Below are 21,791 nucleotides of genomic sequence, written 5' to 3'. Positions count from 1 at the left end.
ATATGCTGGCTCAGCACCAACGCCTCCTTAGCTCAGCGGTAGAGCACTCGCCTTGTAAGCGAGCGGTCAACGGTTCAATCCCGTTAGGAGGCTCCACCAGACGGCCCTGACCAGTGAAAATGGTTGGGGCCGTATCTTTTTGGCCTGTTTCGGCCGCTCGTTTCTTGTGCGAGCCCGGTTCGTCCACCTGGGTTTATGTGTTGTTTGTGACCTGGGGATTTGCCGGTTCGGCGGCTCGATTCGGCGTTCGGTGTCACTGAATGTCACAACTCGTCGCCAACTCATCAGTGAGCATTCGTGTGGGTGTAGGTGGATGCGCTCGGACGGTGAGGGAGGTTGCCGGGCCGAAGTGCGCGTTGTAATCAGTATCGGTTCTGTAGGCTTGGAGCCTACGTATCCGACATTTTATGGAGGTGACTGTGACGACTAGCGATGTTCGACGCCGTCAAACCGGGTTACCTCCCGAGTTCGCGCGGCTTCCGATGCGGATGGTGCGGGCCGCGACGGCGGCCGATGTCTACGCGCACCCGCGCGCCGAGCTTGCGAGGCTGACGAACGTGGGTCTGCTGCATCGAGTGGCGACGGGCTTCTACGTAGCGATGCCCGACGACCGGGTCGGAACCGAGTGGATGCCTGGCTTGGAGGCAGCGGCAGCCGGTATCGCGGTTGCGGCCTACAGCGCCGACGATGCCGTCGTAATGGGTGTCAGCGCGGCCCGATTGCACGGAGCGATTCCGCGGGCGTTGGCGACGGCTGTGGTGGCAGTCCCGACGCGGCACGATCCGATTCGGTTGGCGGATCGGCAGGCGGTGGTTCGGTTCGTGGTACGCGACACGGCACGTCTGGATGCGGAGCGTATCGATACCGAGCTGGGCCCGGTGTTAGTGACGACGCCCGAGCAAACGGTGTTGGATTTAGTGAAGCGTCCGGGGCTCGGTGATGCCGAGGGTGAGGTGTGGCCGGCAGTGGAGCAGTTGCACCGGAAGTGCGACCGAGGCGTTTTGGCGGAGATCGCTGGGGCTCAGAAAATGCGCACGACGCTGACGCGGCTGCAGGGTCGGTTGGGGGAGCGAGGGTGAACGCAGACGAGTTGGCCTCGGTGGCCGCGCAATTAGGTGTCGCGCGCGCCCAGGTCGAGCGGGATCACCTGATCTCGCACCTGCTCGGTATGTGAGTGCGCACTCCGCGGACCGGGTTGTATTCGTGGGCGGAACAGCTTTGGCCCGAATCCATCTGGTCGATGGTCGTCTCAGCGAGGACATCGACCTGAGTGCGGTCGGTTCGAGGTCTGAGGTCGCTCGTGATCTCGATCGTGCACTCCCGCGCGCGGTGATGCGCAGCCACGGGCGACTGGTGTGGGATCCGGCGATCAGCGAGGTGCCCGAGCATCTCGGTGCAGTGTTGAGGTCGCAGTCCGGTCTGGCGGTCAAGGTGCAGTTGCTGTCGGCGGAAGGTCGCCCGGCCTGGCCGCTGGAGAACCGGCGGCTCGAACAGCGGTATGAGGATGCACCGGGAGCTGAGTTGACGGTGCCAATGCGGCCCGCGTTCGTTGCGGGTAAGACGGCCACCTGGTGTGATCGGCGGGCGTCCCGTGATCTGTGGGACTTGTGGGCACTGAACAGGATTGACGCATTCGAGCCGAAAGTGGCGGATTTGTATCGGAGGTTCGGACCCACGAACAAGCTGCCGGGGAAGTGGCAGTTCGCGGACGTACCGAACGAATCCGATTGGGAAAGCCAACTATCGGGACAGACGCGGCTGACCGTGACAGCGCGCGAAGCGGCAAACCTTGTGGCCCGGTCATGGCAGGCGCTGGGGACGCGTTAGTCGTGCGGTCGCAAAAAAAGTCTTGCGGCATAGGCTCCCAATGCAGACAGGCTGCGAGCGAATTATGCTGTGCTGCCGAATATTTGACGGTACGACTCTAGCTCTTCTTCGTCAATATCAACATCCCCGAGAAGGACGTACATTGTTGTGTCCCATGGGCGAAGGCCATCGTGCCGGGGAGTGAGTAGGATCGCGACTGTCCGGCACGAATCAACTGTGTCGGCGGGAAGCCTGGAGATCCATTCGTGGTGGCGGAGCATCGTCCACCCACGGACGACTGCTTGATGGTGTCCGCTGAGATGGTTCAGCACGCTGAAGGCCAATTGCAAGTGATTGTCTCCCAGCCAGTAACGGCGAGCCTCAAACCGCGTCTCACGATTGAGGGCGTCTCGAGCGATTCGGAGCTGGTTGAGCAGTCGTCGGCCGATCGCGGCCCGCTCTAGTACGGGATGCTGGTCGAGCATGTGCAGCACGTTCAAGCGGTCGAGTTCGGGACCATCCCAAGACGACGTAGCGACGTCCTCAAGCAGCTGGCGATACAGCGCTGCCCCTGCGGTGTCGATGCTCGATGCTGGCTCCCTCGGCAAGAGGGGGTACGAAATGTGTTGGGCTAGTGCTGGATAGTTGTGGTCGGTATCTGCGTTCCGGGTTGCTTCGAGGTCGGCATTCGCGAGCTCGAAATAGTGTGGCACATGTTCACCGGGTGCGACTTCGTCGTCTTCTATTCGGTGAATGTATGCGCCGACGGCGGTGATCGACCTCATCTGGTCGAAGAGGAATTCCCACTCACGCCGTAGAAGAGCTACTACTGCAAGCGAGGGCGTCGATGAGACGGTTGAGATGTGCTCGGGCGGCTGGTCGTGATCGATTATCACGACACCCACCCATGCGTATGCCGCGGCGTCGACGTGTATCGAGCGGCCCCGAGCGTTGTGAAGGGTCTTGGGTGTGGAAGTAAGGGTTCGTACTGTGCCTGCGGCCTGTCGTGCGCCCTTCGCGGCGTTCTTGGCAATCCACTTCAGTTCGCGCGCAGGGTTTGCGTCGGTGGGCACATCGCGGGACTTCACCTGGATGGCAAGTGCTCGATTTCCGAAGATGACTGTACCGTCGCCGAGCTCACGGGATGCTGTGCCTTTAGCGATCTTCTTGGGTGGCAACACGAAATCGGGGAGCCCCCACTGTGCCGCAGCGGCGAGGGTCGCGTTCTCGGCTGCAGTACCTCGACGCACTGCTGGTTCGAGGACTCGGGCGTGTGGAATCGTCCGCCCGAAAACACCGGTTTCAGTGTGGACCAGCATGACCATGTTGTCGTCGTCATCCCGATAGACCGCCAGGCCGAGTTCGGACTCAGCGAGCTGGGGTTCGAGGTCTGGATAATTCGAGTGATCGACCGGTGCCCAAGTGCCAGGGTCGATGTCGTCTTCGGTAGTCAAATTGTCCACGTCCACGTCCACGTCCAAGTCGAGGTCCGGGCGGCGGGGCGCTTCGCGCATACCAACCGAGCGCTCGAAGCCGCGAACAATTTCGGCTACAACTGCGAGAAGTGAGGCACATCGGCGGCCGACCGTGTCTTTGTCTGGGTTGCTAGGCCATGGAGGTAGCGCGAACGCGATGTCGAGGGCAACGCCCGGCCGACCGCGCAGGCCTCGCCCGCCGTCGGCTGGTTCTACCCGGAACCGCGCGATCGTGATTGGTGTCTGGACGAGTGTGGGCGGCTCGGCAACTAGTTCGACAATTTTGTGCGGTGGGTCCACCAGCACGGTCGGCTGAGCTGAGTGTGCCCATATTCCAAAAACCTCCGCGTCTGGGACGAGGGCGACGACATTCTTTAGCAAGCCCATTGCCGACCGCAGCATTGAGATTTGTGTAGGAGTTTCTGCTTCGATTGCGTAGGGCTGGAACAGCTCGAGGAGCTGCAGGTGGTCGGGGCGGAGACCATCCAACGCGCCGGAGCGGTGAAGCTCACTGAACTCGGACGGGGTTGAACAAAGCGGGAATTGGATCGGTCGATCAGGCGTGGGTGTGATGCCCGAAGTCAGTCTCTCAGTGGCCTGGATTGCCGCGTTCAGGCTGTCCCGCACTGCAGCAATGAAGTCTCGGCCACACTGTTGCAAAGCGTCGGCCTGCGTTGGACACTCGACCGACACGCCAAGCTCGCCGAGGCCTCGTTCGTCAGTCTCGATCCAGCAGCGCAGTGCGCTGTCGATGTCCAGATCTTCCCAGTGCGTCGCGATGTCGCGACGAAGCTGGTGCGCTGCATCCAGACATTGCCAGGCCTTCTCGAACGGCTCTGATCGCTGATCGTCGGTCGAATCGAGGGTAGTCATGCGTCGTTACTACACCACCAACCCGACAGTCTGGAATTGACGGCAAGTGCGCTAGCAGTGAATTACTGACCTAATCGCGACCATCTGGAAGGCCGGGCGTGGAAGCACGCGGCCAAGTCGAGAAGCTTGCGCCGCAGGACAACTTCGTTGTGTCGCCTGCGGCGCGGTAACCGCACTTAATTGAGATGCCTAACTGCCCGTGATTTCACGCCGCAGCCACAGTACGGATGCGACCAGGAGTGCGACGTTGGTTGAACCAACTAAAAGCCGTAAAGATGGTGGCGCGCATTGAACGCTGCGGGCCCGCCTTCTAAGATGTTCTCGACGTGTGACCGTATTGAGCCATCGTCAAGAGAACCGACTCCGTCAACCGCGGTGCGTCCGTGCTGTCCGTCCCCTTCCAGTGTAATTATCAGTTCGGCATCGCCCAATACCGGGACATTTGCATTGTGGGTGCTTGCTACGATTTGGCGTTTTGATCTGCCGCGAGGATTTCGGACAATGGAGATGACTATTCTCAGGCCGCGATCGCGGGCTGCCGATAACTGTAGTGGACGTCGTTCGGGGATCGGTACCCGATTGCCGAATGCCGGCGTCGTGGATTGTAGAACCCTTCGATATATCTGATGACATCTTGTCGCGCTTTGTCTTTCGTGGGATAGATCGTTCGGTAGACGCACTCGTTCTTGAGGGCCGCGAAGAAACTTTCCGCCATACTGTTGTCCCAACACACCCCGGTCCGCCCTATGGACGACCGCATCCCCAGCGAGCTCACCAAAGCCCGGTAGGCCCGCGATGCGTAGACACTGCCGCGATCGGAGTGAAAAATCGCTCCCGACTCGATCAGGGTCGTCGATGCCGCATTCGTCAACGCCGCCGCCACCAGTTCGGTACGCATATGGTCTGCGATCGACCAGCCCACGACTTTGCGGGAGTAGCAGTCGATGACCGTCGCGAGATATACGAACCCCTGCCAGGTGTGGATGTAGGTGATGTCGCCGACGAACTTCGCTCCTGGGCGATCAGCGGAGAAGTCGCGCACGAGCAGATCCGGCACGACCGGCTCGCTGTTCGGGTCGGAGTCGGTAGTGACCCGGAACGGCCGCGGCTGGCACGGCGCGAGGTCCTCGTCGCGCATGATCGATCGGACCAGTTCCGGGGAGCATTCAATCTCGGCTGCTCGCAGATCTGCGTGGATGCGGCGGTATCCGTACGTGCCGTGCGAGAGCCCGAAGAACACCCGAATACGTTGTGCCAGAGTATCTCTGCGGATCGCGGTTGCTGATTGCGGCCGGCTTTTCCAGTGGTAGAACCCGGAGGTGGAGACCGCGAGCCAGCGGCAGCGGTCGGTGATCGGTACTACCGCGGAGTCGTCCGCGACATAGGAATCGATGAACTCGTACTTCGCCACTACCGTGGCTCCCGTGCAAAGTACGAGGCTGCTTTTTTCAGGAAGGCTGCCTCGGCTCGAAGTTCTCGATTCTCCCGTTCGAGTTGGGCGAGGCGGGCTCGTTCGGTGAGGGTGAGTTCGGTGTCCGGGCCGCCGCCGTGAGTGTCCCGATACTTCACCAGCCACCGGCGCAGACTGTCGTCACCGACGTTGTAGGCCTTGGCGACTTCGCTGATCGGCTTGGAGGAGTCGATGACCTCTCGGCACAGTTCGTCCTTGAACTCGGGACTGAACGATCGACGCGATCTGCTCATGCTGGACTGGCTCATTTCAGTAGATCCCTATTCTAAGCGGGTCCACTGTCCGAAATCCCTGGGCCGATCATTTCCCCTTCAGGTTTCGAAGGTTTTTTACTATTCCATCGTAAACAAACCGGTTATCCAGATCATCTTCTGGTTGGTCAATCACGAGTGGTGCATTAGACGCGCCGAGAAGAAGAAGCAGCAGAGCGGTGGCGCTTTGGCCCTTCGACAGGTCGCCCATTTTCTTAAATTCGCGAGTGCTTGTTCCTGCTTGGACGTCCAGTTGGACTTCGACCGCCTGGCCCACTGACAATTCTTCAAGCTGTCGGAACAAGTGCTCTCCGGCCTCAAGGACTGATCGAGCCTGAGCACCAACGATGGAGTAATTTGTGTTTAGCTCGCTCTCTCCTCTCCTAGCTGCTTCGACAAATTCGCGAGTCGAGAAATTCTCTTGATCGACCGCCGCCATGATGCGATTGCGCTGACCGGAGGTGCACTGCTCGATCAACGATTTAATATGGCCGCGGTCACTGGCGGGGACCGGCTTTACGATCACAACACCGCCGGTCGTGGCATTCGCGGCGCGCACCGCTGAGGTCAGTTCCCTTGCTCGATTATTTTCGTGGCTTCCGAGAGTCTGTAGGAGGGTAATTCTTTCGGATTGCAGACTCTGGCGGGTGGTTGCAATGCTCGCTCGTCGAGACTCTTTGGCTTTTAACGTCTCAAGGGCCTTTGTAGTGTCCAGATACTTGTTTGGTTCAAGTCCTTCTTCAACGAGCTTTCGAAGCACTTCATCATGTTCATTTCGTTGCACGCGGACTGCATCTGTCCACTCGGACTGCGCGGTGGCGATGACTGCGGATGCGGATGCTAATGCATCTTGGGCTGCTGCGGCGAGCGAGGCGAGTGTGGTGGAGAGTGTTATCGACGCAGATTGAACTCGTTCGAGGTACGCAACATGGGGTGAATCGGCTATGTTCTCGAAGTCCGCTGCAAGCTTCGCTGCGAGCTCTGGATCTGTAAGAGGTGTCAAGGTTTCTATCGCTGAACTTACGCGCTCCCTCGCTTCAGCGAATACAGCGTCGTCTTGCGTCAGCCGCGTCACCTCTTTTAATCTCGTCGGCACGTCGGTATCGGTGTAATGCTGAACCTGCTCCTTGAGCCGAGGAATGTCCGCGAGTTCATCTTCTAACTGCGCCCGGCTTTCTTCCACACGCTTGAGCTGTTCGCGATTGTCTCGAAGGTCGGACAGGGTTTCGATATGATCGGCGCTCAGATCGCTACTTCCCTGGAAACGCTGCAGCATGCTTGCAACCTTTGAGCTGTCGTTCGTCAGTTCGGCTAACTCGTGTTGACCAAAAATCTCCACATTCGCTATTACGTCGGACGGCTGGAGACTCGTAACGGTGCCGCTCTCGTCTTTAACTACCGGTAGGTTGTTGATTGATCGTTCAACAGCGAAGGTTCGCAACGATGGCGCCGAGGTTTCGACAAGAAGCTTTACCACCGTGCCTGATTTTAGGACACCTTTGACGATGTTGTTGTGGTCACGCTGAGCGTCCGCGCCAATCGGTGTAATTCCTAGTACGAATCGAAGACTTTCGATGGCAGTAGATTTGCCGGTTCCACGTCCGCCGATGAGTGCCGTGAGGTCGGTTGAAAATGGGATCTTGACACCGTCAAGATAACCCCCCACCCAAGAAATTTCTTTCAGCATGGGTCGTGGCTCAACGGCAGGATCTGTTAATGAAATTCGAGTCTCGGGTGTCCTGACCGCGAGTTTGAGGCTATCGACGGAAAGTCTGCTGATCTTGTACCAGCAACTCGCTCCTTGGTCCTGGAGGGTCGCGGGCTTCGTCACGTCATCTGCGTACACAATGGCAAGAGGGTGTGCTCTGTCGTATGGCTTACTGCCGTTGACGATTGGTGTCTGATCGGTGCCATCGGGTTGGCTAGGCGTAATGCCTAGGGCGTGAAGGGAAGGGTGCATTATTTTTGTAACGAGTGGCGGACCCCCACGGCCAGTCAACAATCCGCTGTTCGGAACATTCACGTGCGCAGGAATTACCAGCGCTCCCTGCGCCGTCATCTTCTCAAGAATATCGGTGAACGATAAACCAGGAGTCCCATTGGCGCAGCCAGGTGAGACGCCACACATCCCGATCGCGGCGTTGATCGCCGTGGAATCAGTATCTGTCTCGAAGATCACTAGAATATGAACACCCTCGGCGGAGTTTGCTTCGAATCCAGGAAGAGCAACGATTCCTCGATCGGCCGCATCGCGAATCAGTTGCAGCGCTGAGTCAACTCTCCAATGATCGGTGACGGCAAATAGCTCGATGCCCTGTAACTCGCACGCGTCCAAGAGCGCACGGTTGTAATCAGACTCCGTGATGTATGTCCGCGACGGTGAACTCCTGCCCTGATACTCGTAGGGATTTACTTGCAGTGCTGCTCGCACCCATCGAGCCCCCTGCGTCTTAGTGCTGACCATTCCATCCCCCATGCTTCGCAAAAACCAACTGCTGCCAACACTCCTAGTAGGTTCAATACAGTAGTCAGTGACCCCGACACGTATGCGGGAATCCGTCGCATTTGCGGAATCGGTCGCAGGGCATGCCCTCGTCTACGTTGACGTTCTCGCATTGGGCGTCCAGTTGGCGATCATGACCGTCTGGTCCGAATTCAGCGACGCCGTCCACGGATGCCGGGTACGGCTTGGGTTTCGTTGAGGGCTTTTGGAGATCAAACGAAGCGTCGATTCGGTCTGCGTGGACCGTTGGCGCTCCGGTCCCATCAGGTGGCCACACCGTCGAGTAGTCACGGAATCCGCCAGTGTTTGCTAGCGGTCGACGAAGGGTTGTGCTGAAGTGTTGTCGCTGACCGGGCAGATCGAATTTCTCGGCCGATCGGCATGTCGAGAACTACGTGGAGTTCCGGTTGCAGCGAAAGAGTTCGTCGGTGGTCAAGAGACCAGCTGTCGCCTGCATTCAGTTCGGCGCGTAGGTTTACGCGTCCCGAGCCGTTCACGTAGAGACCGGAGTGGTCACTAACTCGGACGCCCGGACCGTCAACGTCAACGCCAACCCGATTGACCTGCAGGGCCGGCGTTAGCGGTCCCCAACCCTCGGCCTCCCACTCATCGCTGGAGATCGTCAAGGACCATCGGTGGTTGGGAAGCATCACCGTATTGTTCGAGTAGATGAAGAGACTCGTCTCGAAGGACAAGTTGTCGACCGTGGTAGTAGGTGCCAAGCAGAAGACTTCGGGATTTATTAGCTCAAGATCAGGCACTGCAGTGTTCGAGACCAGCAGACTGAGAAGCTGCGATCTGGTTGCCGTTCTCGTCTGGTTGCCCACCCTCCATGGGGCCTCGCGGCTGATGCTCCCGTTGTCTGTCGTAACCATGTAGGGTGAGCGGTCGGTCGCGAAGGACAACGCAATGACGCGGCCATGAATTGACGTCACAAGCAGTACTGAGATGTCTGGTGGTTGACCGTCGAACCACCGCTCGACTCCTGGCCACCAGTTCGCGATTTCGGTCTGAGTATCCGGAACCACTCGATGCCCATCCTCGTCGAGACCGACAATCCAGATGGCGTCGTCACCACGGGCAGCATTGCAGAGCCCAGCGATCTGTCGGGCTGTCTTGCGTAGGTCGCTGGTGGGCCACTCAGCCTTGCACTCAACATAATCATCTTCTGCAGTCCCGCCCGCGACAACGTGATCAACAATACTGGCGATATGGGCCTCGAAACGACGTTTGTCCACGACCCGACGTTAACCGATTATTCGGACAGGCACTCGGTTGCAGGGCACCATGCATATCTTAGATGTTAGGACTGCTCATATTGGAGCAGCGGCCCCTAATTGTTTCATCCAGGGAACTAGGGACGCGGCTACGCCTGCTGAGTTCGGTGCGAGCTGCATGGAGTTGCTAGGGGAGCAGAAAAGGGAACGTGCACGGTGAAACGCCTCCCACAGAGTGGGATTCTTGGTTCGGAACGTGCTAGTGCCCCTGTTGTGTTGACTGGCTATGCCGTGTGGGGTCGGACCCTGCCGCGGCGGCGTAGGTAACGTGTCAATCGACAACCATCGCAAGACCGGCGAATCATTCAGCGTGCATATTCCACACGATTTGTGCAATAGACCGATGCCTTCGCGCACCCACGAACCCTGACTGACTACGCCGGCCAGATTGACGAGAAACGGTGTCGGACTGCTCGCCTCTCATGTTCCAGTACATCCCCAGCCTTCCGGCTGGGTCGTCGGGCCAGTTCGGGGTCCAAGAGCGTGAACAGGTCGCGGTAGAGGGCTTGCGCGCCCGCAATCTGATCGGCCGCGTCGGGTCCGAGCTCATGGTTAGCGGTCACGCCAACGTCGACGCTGAAGAAGCCTGTGGGCACATTGCGCAGTCTAGACATCGAATGGCATCAGCCGGCGGTGGTTGTCCGGCGTTGATTTCGCATTAGTCGATCGAAAGCGGACGTCAGGCTTCGCCCAGGCAGTGTTCAGTGGGAGGGAGGAGGTAGTTCAAGCCTTCACATCGGATCTCTTTTACACTGTGGCCGGTGTCCTTATGGCCAATCGCGATCCGTCGCGTTGAGCGTTCGAGGTGCTTCGATCCGGTGCGCGCTCAGGTGGACTCACCTCCGTCTAGACGATCTCTCATCGCTGGCTTCGGTGTCACGAGCGTGTCACATGTAGGTACGAACGGACGTGGATTCGGGTGGTGCTGCCTGGACGATTGACACAGGTCAGAGCCTCTGTGGTGATTCCATACGGACGTATCTGGTTGTCTCGCAACATACTTGTAAGCGAGCGGTCAACGGTTCAATCCCGTTAGGAGGCTCTTTCGGACGGCTCTGACCAGTGAAAACGGTTGGGGCCGTCTTTTTTTGGCCTGTTTCCATCGCTCGTTTCTGCTGCGAGCCGGGTTCGTCCACCTGGGTTTGGGTGTTGGTTGTGACCTGGGGATTTGCCAGCAGATCGGCAGGATCGGGCGTTGGGTGTCACAGAATGTCACAACTCGTTGCTAACTCACCGGTGAGCGTTCATGTGGATGCAGGTGGATGCGCTTGGCCTGGGCAGGCGGCGTCGGCGATCGCTCGGGGGTGTTGCTGTCAGTGTCGGTTCTGTAGGCTCTGAGCCTACGTTCCCGATACTTACTGGAGGTGGCCGTGACTTCGAGCGATGTTCGACGCCGTCAGGCAGGGTTACCTCCCGAGTTCGCTCGCCTTCCGATGCGGGTGGTGCGGGCCGCGTCGGCCGCAGAGGTGTATGCCCATCCGCGTCCAGAGCTGGCGCGTTTGACGGACTTGGGTCTGTTGCATCGGGTGGCGACGGGCTTCTATGTGGCGGTGCCCGACGATCAGGTCGGGACTGAGTGGATGCCTGGCCTGGAGGCAGCGGCGGCCGGTATCGCGGTTGCTGCCTACAGCGCCGACGATGCCGTCGTGATGGGTGTCAGCGCGGCCCGGTTGCACGGGGCGATTCCGCGGGCGTTGGCGACGGCTGTGGTGGCTGTGCCGACACGCCACGATCCGATTCGGTTGGCAGATCGGCAGGCTCTGGTTCGGTTCGTCGTACGCGACACGGCACGTCTGGATGCGGAGCGCATCGATACCGAGTTGGGTCCGGTATTGGCGACTACTGCGGAGCAGACGGTGTTGGATCTGGTGAAGCGTCCGGGTCTCGGTGACGCCGAGGGTGAGGTGTGGCCGGCGGTGGAGCAGTTGTATCGGCGGTGTGACCCGGAAGTGCTGGCCGAGATCGCTGGGGCTCAGAAGATGAGAACGACTCTGTTGCGGCTGCAGGCTCGGTTGGGGGAGAAGTAGTGAATCGCGACGAGTTGGCCTCGGTGGCCGCGCAATTCGGTGTCGCGCGTGCACATGTCGGTAATTCGTCGTGTAGGCGAGATGGGATGACTGCGGCTTATGACAGGGGGAGTGCATAGTTGCTTTTCGAGTTCGATCGTCGAGCGGGTACGTAGCTATGGCTAGGGTCGGTGCGCATTCAGGATGGTTCTCATATTGGCGCGGTAGAACGCAAACGAGCTGTCTGAATCACCCCGGCGTGTCCGGAGACTTCGTTCTTTGGGAAGGATGGAGTCATGTCGTCAGGATCGCAGAAGAGGTACCCGCCGGAGTTGCGTGAGCGGGCGGTGCGGATGGTCGCCGAAGTCCAGCATGAGCATCCCTCCGAGTGGGCAGCGATCGAATCGGTCGCGCACAAGCTCGGTATCGGAACCGCACAGACGTTGCACAACTGGATCCGACGGTCCCAGACCGATGCCGGTCAGCGCCCCGGAGTGACCAGTGAGATGGCAGCGGAGATGAAAAAGCTCCGTGCGGAGAACCGAGAACTCAAGCGCGCCAACGAGATACTGAAATCAGCGTCGGTTTTCTTCGCGGCGGAGCTCGACCGCAACAACAAGTGATCATCGACTACATCGAGAACAACAAACAGGAGTACTTCCGTCGTGCCGATCTGCAGGGTGCTCACCGAGCACGGCTGCCCGATCGCGCCGTCCACCTACTACGAGGCCCGCAGCCGCGCAGCATCGAAACGAGCGGTACGCGATGAAAAGCTGAAGGCCGAGATCAGTCGGGTTCACGACCAGAACTACTCGGTCTACGGCGCACGCAAAGTCTGGCTGCAATTACGACGAGAGGACATCGACGTGGCCCGCTGCACTGTCGAACGACTGATGAGCACCCTCGGTCTCGAAGGAGCCCGACGTGGCAAGAAGAAGCGCACCACCATCGCAGATCCACAGGCGCAGCGGGCGGAGGATCTGGTGCAACGAAAGTTCAACCCGATCGGACCAAATGTGTTGTGGGTAGCAGACTTTACGTACGTTTCGACGTGGTCCGGGTGGGTGTACGTGGCATTCGTGATCGACGCCTACTCGCGGCGAATACTCGGATGGAGGACTTCGACGAGGATGACCACCCCGTTGGTTCTCGATGCGATCGAGCACGCGATCTGGACGAGACGACGTGAAGGCATCACGGACCTGTCGGGACTGATTCACCACCACGACCGCGGCGCCCAATACGCCCCCGCAAGCGGGAGGGACCCCCACTCGATTGCCTTCACCGAGCGGCTGACCGAGGCCGGCATCGATGCCTCGATCGGAACAACCGGGGACAGCTACGACAACGCCCTCGCGGAGACAATAAACGGCCTGTACAAGACCGAGCTGATCAAGCCGCAGGGACCGTGGCGAACAGTCGAACACGTAGAAATCGCCACGTTGGAATGGGTGGACTGGTTCAACCACCGCAGACTATACGAGCACTGCGGGGACATCCCACCAGCCGAACTCGAAGCGCTCTACTACGGTGAACACAGAACTCAGTGCATCGCGGAGTTTTCAAACTAGAAAGTCTCCGGACTTGCCGGGGTGATTCAGACTTCGCCGTTTGAACCTTTGAACGCGTGCTCCTGCTCGAACTGTTGGCGGAGTGAGTCCGACCCGACTCTGTAAATGTATTTGCTGGTGCGGCCGGTTAGCGCGGTGTCAGATGTGGAGTGGCCGTGGTGGTATAGCGTCTTGCGGTGGTCGTTAAGTGTACGTAACTCCACTGCTAGGTCCTGTGGTAGCACGCCGTCGCGCGCTAGGTGGTCGACGATCCGGCCGAGTCCCCAGCGGTCGGACCCCTGTGGTTTGGCACCGGACATTTGGATCGTCACCGCAAGATCACGTTCACAGCTCGCGTGGGCGCAAAAGATAGTGCCGCTGTCCGCGGCGGCTCGATAACAGCGGGCCGCATCCCGAATCAGGTACGAGTCCTCGACGTCCGCGGTCAATCCGAAGCCTGCGGGATTTTCCATGGAATCCATGGCTCTCCGGATGTCCGCCCGCCGTGATTCGTCCGTGGTTGTGGCGCTATCTCTAGCGGGTGGGTCTTCTACGCTCAACTTGCCCTCCAGCGTGAATCGGTCGATCCCGGGCATGGTATTACCATCCCAGGTTGGTTACTCGCAGGGTCGTAGTTTGAGGAAGAGTCTGGTTGTAAAGATGAACTTTGGCGCACAAACCTGGACCACACGAATCGACGTGTCGGCCTGGGAAGAGAGCTTTATAGAGGTGCAAGGCTCACATGCGCCCAGATGGTTGATCGAGCCCGGTGACTTCGCAACTCCGGTGCGGTGGTTGCACAAGGACGTCGTCAGCCACTACAACGCAAAAGAGGATCGATACCTTGAGCGCGGCGAGGACTGGTCGGAGATCCTTGCAACGCAGGTTGCGCATGCACTCGGATTGCCGGTTGCGCACACGCGGATGTGCTCTCGTGGCGGCAAACGCGGAACGATTTCCCGAGACGTTCGCCCAGAGGGGTTCGATCTTTGGAACGGCGCGGTGGTAATGGAGGACATCGACGGATACGTTCGGCACGCCGAGGGGAGTCCAGCGACAGACCCTGAGCGTCCTGATGTCAAGCGACCTGGGCATACGCTGTCGAACATCAAGATGGCTTTGGGGCAGTACGAACCACCGCGAACCGTCGACCGGGACGATGGCCTTACGTCCTTTGACGTCTTTGGGGGCTACACCGTCCTCGATGCATTGGTTTCGAACCGAGACAGGCATGAGGAGAACTGGGCGGTAGTTGTACCGCAACTGACGAGCATGTCCGCTCGGTTGGCACCGTCGTATGACCACGCTAGCTGTCTGGGGTTCAATCTGAATGACAGGAAGCGAGCGGGATACCTGCTCGATCTCGCCGCCTTTGCCGAGGGTGGAACTGCTCACCGCTTCGAGCACATTGGCAGGCCGCCTACCTTGGTCGACCATGCCTCTGAAGCTTTAAAACTGTGCAGCGAAGAAGGCAGGAATTGGTGGGTGTCGCGACTCCTGCAGCTTGACTTGACCCCGGTCCTGTCAGTCCTCGAGCGCAAAGGCCTTCCGGACATGTCGGACCTTGAAGCTAAGTTTGCTCTCGAACTGCTTACACTGAATTTGAGGAGGTTACGCGATGTCGTTGAGCACTACGCTTGAACCGACGGGCGACGGGCGACGGGCAAGCGACGTGCGCGATCTCCTCGTCTTGTGGCGACACCCGGTCACGAGGTGGATCCAACCGATTGGTCGACTCTCACAGGGGCTCGATCACTATTCGTTCTCTTACACGCGTGCTGCGGCGGAGATTCCTGAACTTCGGACCCTTCCTGGACTACCGGACTTGTGGCGCCGCTACGACTCGCAATCTCTGCCTGCGGTGTTCGGGCAACGCGTGATGGAGCGCTCGCGTTCGAACTACGACACCTACATGACTTGGTTGGGGCTCGACCCACGTATGGCGACGCCTTGGGAGCAGATCGTCTACTCGGGTGGCCGCCGTGCTGGCGACACACTCCAGTTCATGGAGGTCCCGTGCGTTGTTGATGGACGAGTTCATGCCCGTTTCCTCGTTAATGGGATTCGCCATGTGGCGGGGCAGCCGTGCACGTTCGTCAATCGAGTCACAAGGGTATCGCCACGCGAACATGAGGCGGCGTTCGCTCGGTTGCACGTGGGGGCAATTGTGACTATCGAGGCGGAAATTGAAAACGAGAGCGACGAGAACGCTTCGATGGTGACGGCGGGCGGGGTGCCACTTGGATGGGTACCCCGCAGCTTGTCCCAGGGAGTCCGGAAGCTCCTCGCTTATGGGCCTATTTCGCCAACTGTCATTGCGGTTCGCGGGATTGATACGCCATCGCATTTGAGACTGGTTCTTGATCTAGATGTGGAAGTTCCTGACGGGTTCAGTTTCGACCCCGCCGGAAATTGGCAACCGCTTGCTTGATCTGGGTTTCATTGATGGCCACCCGCGACCTGGCGAGGTGCGAGACCTTGGCTTGATGCCTTGAGACGCGAAGTTGGGTGTCACAAGGGTGTCACAAGTCGGTACCTACGCGGATGGATTCGGGTGGTACCGCCTGGACGATTGACGCAGGTCAGCACGGCTGTAGTGGTTCCATGCGGACGTATCTGGTTGTCTCGCAACACACTTGTAAGCGAGCGGTCAACGGTTCAATCCCGTTAGGAGGCTCCAGCGAAAAGGCTCCGACCAGATGGTGTGGTCGGAGCCTTTTTCGTGTGGTCTCTCGATGCCTCAGTGCACACTATCGGCGACTATCGACGGGATCCCGCAGATAGCGGCCGATAGTGTGCACTGAGGTGCCGGCGGTGGAGCAGTCGTATCGGCGGTGTTCGCCGAGGCTGCGGACCTCCAGAAAATGCGAACGACGTTCCAGAGGTTGGGGGAGCGTGGGGGAATCCCCAAACCGAGCGGTGTAGTTGAGCGCTATTTGGCACGCAGTCAGAAATTACCTGGGTCAGTCCCGTGGTTCAGGAGAGCACTGTCGTAGGGCATCATGAGTTGATGAGCGATCCCGAGTACCTCGCCACTTTGCTTGCTGGACTGGATGCTGAGATTGCGCGAGTCTCTGCTGCCGAATCGGGCTCCGACGAGCAGTTTTCTGCCATCGACGACGCGGCCGATGCCGTCTTGCGGTTGCGCGTGAAGGTCAAGGCCGGTTACCCCGGGAAGAAGGCTTACTACATCGCAGCGTCGACCGATCCGAACGGAATCAGAGTCGAGGGAATTTCCGCTTTGCAGGGCAAACGCGCCCACAAACTGGTGCGAGACGGCGGTTGGATGCACACGGATTCCACCACGGTGCTCGATCTTCTCGATGACGATCAGATCAGTCGGTACCGAGCCATCGCGGGACGCGGCGTAGCGCAGACGTTTCGAGACTCGCGTGAATATCTAGCAGCAGCAACAGGTCTCGCCGGAAAATAGACCACACCAGCAGCGCAGAAATCCGAACTGTCGGACGCAGGCGGAGTAGCGCTGGGATTCCCGCTGGGTGCGTGAGTGCCCGTAGTGCGCAGATCCTTCGAGTCACATTCAGCGGCGGGCCGCGGCGAACACGTCGACCGGGTGCGGCACCCGGGGCCTGCCGTCGGCGCCGGGTACCGAGACGGCGTCGAGATAGGCCCGCACCGGCCCGCGCAGTTCGGGGGTCAGCCGAGCCTGCACCGCGAAGTCGAGCACCCGCTCGCTCGCGGAGGCGAGGTCGACCAGTGCGTCCAGGGTGACCACTTCGTCGAGGGCGATGCCGGCGTCGACGAAGGCTTTTTCGACGTCGGCGCTGAACCACTGCCGGTGTCCCTCGAGCGGTGGGGCGAGCACGTCGACCAGTGCGTTGAGCGCGGCCCGCGGTGCGTTGAGCACCCACAGCTCGCCGCCGGGTCGCAGCAGGTCGATGGCGCCGCGGAGGGTCTCTTCCAGGTCGGCGACGTAGTAGATCGAGTGCACGAACAACACGACGTCGAAGGTCTCGTCCGCCGGGGCGTCGCTGAACGACGCGACGTGCACGTCGACGTCAAGCTCGTCGGCCTCCAGCGCAGCCATGTTCGCGGTGAAGAGCCTCGCGCTCCCGGACCAGGGTTCGATGCCGACGTAGCGCACCGGTCGGCCGGGTACCGCCAGCACCAGACCCTTGGCGAGGCGGGCGTCGAGCGAGCCGTCACCGCAGCCCACCGAGAGTATCGAGACCGGTCCGTCTCCTACTCTGGCCAGCCGGCTTGCGAGGTGCTCGGCGATCAGGCCGCGCTGGTCGGACAGTTGCTCGAATGCGGCGTGGTCGCGGGCGTAGGACTCCGGCTCGAGGCCGGCCAGGGCCACAGCACCACGCCGTTCGGCGCGCAAGTCGTCGAGGAGCACGGTAGCGGGAGCTAGGTTGGACATCAGATCGAGTAAACCACGGTGCCCCACCCGGTGTGTTGAGGTTGGCTCCTTAGTAGAGACGAGAAGTGGTGTGAGCAGAATTGGAGACACAGCCGACCGGAGTCTCGAACACTGGAGCGAGGCCGGTCGCACGGGCATGGAGGCGTTCTACGCCCTTGCCACCGAGGACTACCGCCAGCTGGCGTTGGCCGCCGACTGGCCCAGCCTGCTCGCCGAACGCGCGCACGACGGCTGGTCACTGCTCGACGTGGCCTGCGGCAGCGGCAAATTTCCCACCGCGCTGCGCCGCTACACCGACCTCTCCGCGCTGCCCGAGCTGGCCTACGACCTGCTCGACCCGTCGGCGTTCTCGGTCGCCGAGGCGCGCGGCGCGCTGGGCCCGCCGTTCGTGGCCAGAGACGACCTGGTGATGACACTGCAGGATCTCCCCGCCGACCACACCGGCTACGACGTCTTGTGGGCCACCCACGCGCTCTACGCCCTGCCGCCGGCCGAGTTGGACGTCGCGGCCGAGCGGTTCGTGGCCGCACTGGCCCCTGGCGGTCTGGGCCTGGTCGCGCAGGCCACGGCGGCCTCCCACTACCTCGCCTTCTACGACGCCTTCCGTGCAGGCGTGCGCGAGGCGACGCCGTACACAAGCGCCGAACAGGTGCGCGACGCGCTGGCGCGAGCCGGTGCCGATGTGCGTGAGCAGCGCATCACCTACACCACCGGCACGTCCGATCGCGGAGTCGCCGAGGGCTTCCTGCAGCGCTGCGCCTTCGACGACTCCGTGTCGTTGGAGGAGATGGAGGCGGCGCCCGTACTGGGCGACTATCTAGCCTCCTGCCGTGACGCCTCCGGCGCCTACACCTTCTCCCACGAGGCGGCCCTGCTGTGGATCTGAACAACACGTCGGCTCTGAACAACCCGACCAACGACCGGCTCCCCGAACAGAACCGGGAGGGCGGCATCGAACAGGACTGGGCGGGCGACGACCAGGACTGGTGGGACTGGTACGTCACGCTGGCCGCCAACGACCAGGTGCCCACCGAACTGGTCGACGGCCCGGGCCTGCCCGACGCGCCGGCGGCCACCGACGAGCAGGTCGAGCGCGAGCTGGCCGAGCCCTACGACCTCGACCCGGCATCGGTCGAGGCGTTCGCGCGGGAGGCTTTCGTGCGGCTGCCCGGCGTGCTGTCGCCGGCCGTCGTACGACGTCTCGCCGAGCACCTCGAGGGGTTGCTGCGCGCCGAGCACGGCGACGATGTCGCCGGCCGGTTCACCGCGCTGGAGCAGATGTGGCTACATGATGATCTGATGCGCGCCGTGGCGCTGTCGCCACGGATCGGCGGCCTGGCCGCTGCCTTACTCGAGGAACCCGGCGTTCGGCTTTACCACGACAACGCGCTGTCCAAGGAGCCCGGCTGCGGCCGCACGCCCTGGCACCACGACGCCGAGCACTTCCCGCTGCAGACCACTCAGGCGGTCACTGCCTGGATGCCGATGTCGGCGATCCCCGGCCGGATGGGTCCGTTGTCGTTCGCCCGCGGCCGCGAGGTGCTGGGCGAGGTGGCCGACTTGGAGTTCGACAAGGTCGGCACGTCGTACGACGAGGCTGTCACCCAGCGCTTCGCCGAGCGCGACGTCGCGGTGGAGTCCGGGCCGTTCGCGGTGGGCGACGTGTCTTTCCACTCGGCTCTGTGCTTCCACACCGCGGGCCCCAACCTGACCACGCAGCCGCGTCGGGCGCTGGCCACCACCTACTTCGCCGACGGCGCACGAGTGACGTCGTCACCGACTCTGATCAGCGGTACCTGGCGCGAGTTCCTCCCCGGCGTCGAGCCCGGCGGCCTTGCGGCCTCGGAGCTCAACCCCGTGGTCGGCCGCCGCAGCTGAGCCGACCCGGCCGGTCAGTCGGGCCGGAGACTCCTAAAACGCCGCCGCCCGGTGCACTGGTCTGATCAGCGATCCTGCCAGTGTGGTGTGCGTTTGCCGAGAAACGCGGAAATGCCTTCCTGGGCATCGCAGGTCGTAGCATTGTTCGCCATGACTTCCTGCATCGCAGCGTAGGCGTCGCTCTCGGACAGATCGATCTGTTGGTAGAACGCCTCTTTGCCGATACCGATGGTCATGGCACTCGAGCTTGCGATGGTCTCGGCCAGCGACCGGGTGACGGTGTCGAGGGATTCGGGGGCAACTACCTCGTTGACAAGCCCCCACTGCAGGGCGGTCGCCGCATCGATCATTTCTCCGGTCAGTAGCATCCGCATCGCCTGTTTGCGCCCGATTGCTCGAGTCAGGGCCACCATCGGCGTCGAGCAGAACAACCCGATCTTCACACCAGGGGTGCTGAAACGAGCGGTGGAGGAGGCAATCGCGAGGTCGCAGGAGGCGACCAGTTGGCAACCGGCAGCCAGGGCCATGCCCTGCACCGCAGCGATCACGGGCTGGTGAACGCGGTGAATGGTCAGCATCATCTCCGTGCAGACGGCGAAGATCTCGCGTTCCTCCTCCAGGGATCGCCCGACCACTTCGGTCAGGTCGTGGCCGGCCGAGAACGCGGGTCCTTCGGCGCGAACGACGATCACGCGTACGGCAGGGGTCGTTGACAGATCGAGCAATGCCTGTTGGAACCAGCGCATAGTTGCCACCGAGAGCGGATTTCGACGCTCCGGCTCGGTCAATGTCACGTAGCCGATGGTGTTTTCGACGGAGGTCGTGACGGCTGCAGCGGACGAATCCTGTGACATGAAAATCGCTCCTGTGGTGTGACGGCGGACGTCGCGCTGAGTGAGGTCGTGTAAGCGTACGTGCCGCGGAGGCGTCAGATCGGTCCAAAAATATTTTGGTCGAGATCGACGTGGGTGCTAGGACCACGGCATCGCGGTGGAGCCCGTTCCTCCGACCGATCCGAGAGCGCGCGAGTTGATCGAAGTTAATCTCCTGTCGCCTTACCTATTGCATTCCAACAGCGCTTCTGCTTCAGTAAGTAAATCAGAATTAGTCAACTTCAGGAGTTTGGGATGACGCGAAGAGTAGTGGTTGCAGGCGTAGGAATGATCCCCTTCGCGACGCCGAGTCGGTCCGAGACGTACGACGTGATGGGAACGACGGCAGCGCGTGCCGCCCTCGCCGACGCGGGTGTGGAGTACGGCGCAATTCAGCAGGCCTATGCGGGCTATGTCTACGGCGATTCCACATGCGGACAGGCCGTCGTATACGGCCTCGGTCTGACCGGAATCCCAGTCATCAACGTCAACAACAACTGCTCGACCGGCTCATCGGCCCTGTTCCTCGCCCGACAGGCTGTCGAGTCGGGTGCGGTCGACGTCGCACTCGCGGTCGGCTTCGAGCAGATGCAGCGGGGTGCGCTGGCTATGGGATTCACCGATCGACCGTCGCCGTTCGCGCGGTTCGACGAAGTGATGGATCAGGTCCAGGAACGGGACGAGTCACCTTTCGCCGCTCAGATGTTCGGTGGTGCAGGTCGTCAATACGCCGAGAAGTACGGCACCGCACCCGAAACGTTTGCAAAGATTTCCGTCAAGTCCCGCCTGCACGCCGCGAACAATCCGTACGCGGTGTTCAAGACGCCGACCAGCGTCGAAGAAGTACTCGCCTCACCGCACATCTACGGCACGCTCACTCGACTGCAATGCTGCCCGCCCACCTGCGGCGCGGCGGCGGCAGTCATCGTCAGCGAGGAATACGCCAAGAAGAACGGTCTCGACGCGTCCATTGTGATCAAAGCCCAAGCGATGACGACCGACTTTTCCTCGACATTCGATGAAAACGACATGACCAAGGTCGTCGGCTACGACATGTCGAAGGCTGCGGCGCAACAGGTTTACGAAATGTCCGGCGTCGGGCCCGAAGATATTCGCGTCGTCGAATTGCACGACTGTTTCACAGCCAATGAGCTGCTCACCTATGAGGCAATCGGCCTCACCCCCGAGGGAACAGCCGAAAAGTTCATCAACGACGGCAACAACACCTACGGCGGCCAGGTTGTCACCAACCCCTCCGGTGGCCTGCTGTCCAAGGGACACCCGCTCGGTGCGACGGGTCTCGCGCAGTGTGCGGAGCTGGTGTGGCAGTTGCGCGGCCAGGCACAGGCCCGTCAGGTCGAGGGAGATCTCAAAGTGGCCTTGCAGCACAACATCGGTCTCGGCGGCGCAGCCGTGGTCACCCTCTACGAGAAGGTGAGCTGAGC

General features: G+C 60.9%; 16 protein-coding genes, 1 tRNA gene and 1 pseudogene. 12 read left to right on the top strand and 6 right to left on the bottom strand.

All coding sequences use genetic code 11. From position 1 onward, the window contains the following. Positions 1-21 precede the first annotated feature (21 nt). The 3 genes from E5720_RS06985 (at position 22) to E5720_RS06975 (ending at position 1,827) form a co-directional block, all read left to right on the top strand. A tRNA-Thr gene (locus E5720_RS06985) sits at positions 22-96 on the top strand. A 323-nt stretch (positions 97-419) separates the two neighbouring features. Continuing rightward, complete coding sequence (locus E5720_RS06980) at positions 420-1,079, top strand: type IV toxin-antitoxin system AbiEi family antitoxin (protein WP_348769849.1); 660 nt, start codon at positions 420-422, stop codon at positions 1,077-1,079. Positions 1,080-1,203: 124 nt separating this feature from the next. Then, positions 1,204-1,827, top strand: a complete 624-nt coding sequence (locus E5720_RS06975) for a nucleotidyl transferase AbiEii/AbiGii toxin family protein (RefSeq protein ID WP_348769848.1) — start codon at positions 1,204-1,206, stop codon at positions 1,825-1,827. 62 nt (positions 1,828-1,889) lie between these two features. On the opposite strand, the gene E5720_RS06970 is transcribed toward E5720_RS06975, so the two are convergent. From E5720_RS06970 to E5720_RS06960, 3 genes are all read right to left on the bottom strand, one after another. Next, the gene (locus tag E5720_RS06970; RefSeq protein ID WP_136170046.1) at positions 1,890-4,154 is read right to left on the bottom strand and encodes a hypothetical protein; all 2,265 of its coding nucleotides are present in this window, start codon (positions 4,152-4,154) and stop codon (positions 1,890-1,892) included. 517 nt (positions 4,155-4,671) lie between these two features. Next, a protein-coding gene (locus E5720_RS06965) for an IS3 family transposase (protein ID WP_136172499.1) occupies positions 4,672-5,858 on the bottom strand; the annotation gives its coding sequence in 2 pieces (ribosomal slippage) (positions 4,672-5,591 and positions 5,591-5,858; 1,188 coding nt in all). A gap of 67 nt (positions 5,859-5,925) precedes the next feature. After that, positions 5,926-8,307, bottom strand: a complete 2,382-nt coding sequence (locus E5720_RS06960) for an AAA family ATPase (RefSeq protein WP_210729967.1) — start codon at positions 8,305-8,307, stop codon at positions 5,926-5,928. A gap of 100 nt (positions 8,308-8,407) precedes the next feature. On the opposite strand from E5720_RS06960, the gene E5720_RS21595 reads away from it, so the two are divergent. From E5720_RS21595 to E5720_RS06950, 3 genes and pseudogenes are all read left to right on the top strand, one after another. Next, positions 8,408-8,578, top strand: a complete 171-nt coding sequence (locus E5720_RS21595; protein ID WP_168708290.1) for a hypothetical protein — start codon at positions 8,408-8,410, stop codon at positions 8,576-8,578. Between the two features lie 2,448 nt (positions 8,579-11,026). After that, positions 11,027-11,683, top strand: a complete 657-nt coding sequence (locus tag E5720_RS06955; RefSeq protein WP_348769847.1) for a type IV toxin-antitoxin system AbiEi family antitoxin — start codon at positions 11,027-11,029, stop codon at positions 11,681-11,683. Positions 11,684-11,958: 275 nt separating this feature from the next. After that, positions 11,959-13,233 (top strand): annotated as a pseudogene (locus tag E5720_RS06950) (IS3 family transposase). A 26-nt stretch (positions 13,234-13,259) separates the two neighbouring features. On the opposite strand, the gene E5720_RS06945 reads toward E5720_RS06950, so the two are convergent. Further along, positions 13,260-13,694 carry a hypothetical protein gene (locus E5720_RS06945; RefSeq protein WP_136170044.1) on the bottom strand — a complete coding sequence of 145 codons (435 nt, stop codon included), beginning with the start codon at positions 13,692-13,694 and terminating at the stop codon, positions 13,260-13,262. 178 nt (positions 13,695-13,872) lie between these two features. Here E5720_RS06945 and E5720_RS06940 point away from each other — a divergent pair, with 178 nt between their 5' ends. The 3 genes from E5720_RS06940 (at position 13,873) to E5720_RS06930 (ending at position 16,645) form a co-directional block, all read left to right on the top strand. Continuing rightward, entirely contained in the window at positions 13,873-14,853 is a 981-nt protein-coding gene (locus E5720_RS06940; protein WP_136170043.1) for a hypothetical protein, read from the top strand. Continuing rightward, positions 14,831-15,643: a hypothetical protein gene (locus tag E5720_RS06935; protein WP_136170042.1), complete on the top strand. Its 813-nt coding sequence runs from the start codon at positions 14,831-14,833 to the stop codon at positions 15,641-15,643. The genes E5720_RS06940 and E5720_RS06935 overlap by 23 nt, the downstream gene beginning before the upstream one ends. Positions 15,644-16,222: 579 nt before the next feature. Further along, complete coding sequence (locus tag E5720_RS06930) at positions 16,223-16,645, top strand: phosphate acetyltransferase (protein ID WP_136170041.1); 423 nt, start codon at positions 16,223-16,225, stop codon at positions 16,643-16,645. A gap of 108 nt (positions 16,646-16,753) precedes the next feature. Here E5720_RS06930 and E5720_RS06925 read toward each other — a convergent pair whose 3' ends face one another. Next, a complete protein-coding gene (locus E5720_RS06925; RefSeq protein ID WP_168708289.1) occupies positions 16,754-17,572 on the bottom strand; it encodes a class I SAM-dependent methyltransferase in 819 nt (272 codons plus the stop codon). A 160-nt stretch (positions 17,573-17,732) separates the two neighbouring features. Here E5720_RS06925 and E5720_RS06920 point away from each other — a divergent pair, with 160 nt between their 5' ends. Beyond that, complete coding sequence (locus E5720_RS06920) at positions 17,733-18,482, top strand: class I SAM-dependent methyltransferase (RefSeq protein WP_136170039.1); 750 nt, start codon at positions 17,733-17,735, stop codon at positions 18,480-18,482. Next, positions 18,473-19,474, top strand: coding sequence for a phytanoyl-CoA dioxygenase family protein (locus tag E5720_RS06915; protein WP_136170038.1), 1,002 nt, complete (start codon positions 18,473-18,475; stop codon positions 19,472-19,474). The genes E5720_RS06920 and E5720_RS06915 overlap by 10 nt, the downstream gene beginning before the upstream one ends. Positions 19,475-19,539: 65 nt before the next feature. On the opposite strand, the gene E5720_RS06910 is transcribed toward E5720_RS06915, so the two are convergent. Continuing rightward, positions 19,540-20,328, bottom strand: a complete 789-nt coding sequence (locus E5720_RS06910; RefSeq protein WP_136170037.1) for an enoyl-CoA hydratase — start codon at positions 20,326-20,328, stop codon at positions 19,540-19,542. Positions 20,329-20,601: 273 nt separating this feature from the next. Here E5720_RS06910 and E5720_RS06905 point away from each other — a divergent pair, with 273 nt between their 5' ends. Further along, positions 20,602-21,789 (top strand): lipid-transfer protein, encoded by a 1,188-nt coding sequence (locus E5720_RS06905; RefSeq protein ID WP_136170036.1) that lies wholly within the window; start codon positions 20,602-20,604, stop codon positions 21,787-21,789. The last annotated feature ends 2 nt before the right edge of the window (positions 21,790-21,791 follow it).

The organism is Rhodococcus sp. PAMC28707, from assembly GCF_004795915.1.
GTDB lineage: Bacteria > Actinomycetota > Actinomycetes > Mycobacteriales > Mycobacteriaceae > Rhodococcoides.
This window is presented reverse-complemented; position numbering and strand designations above follow the sequence as displayed.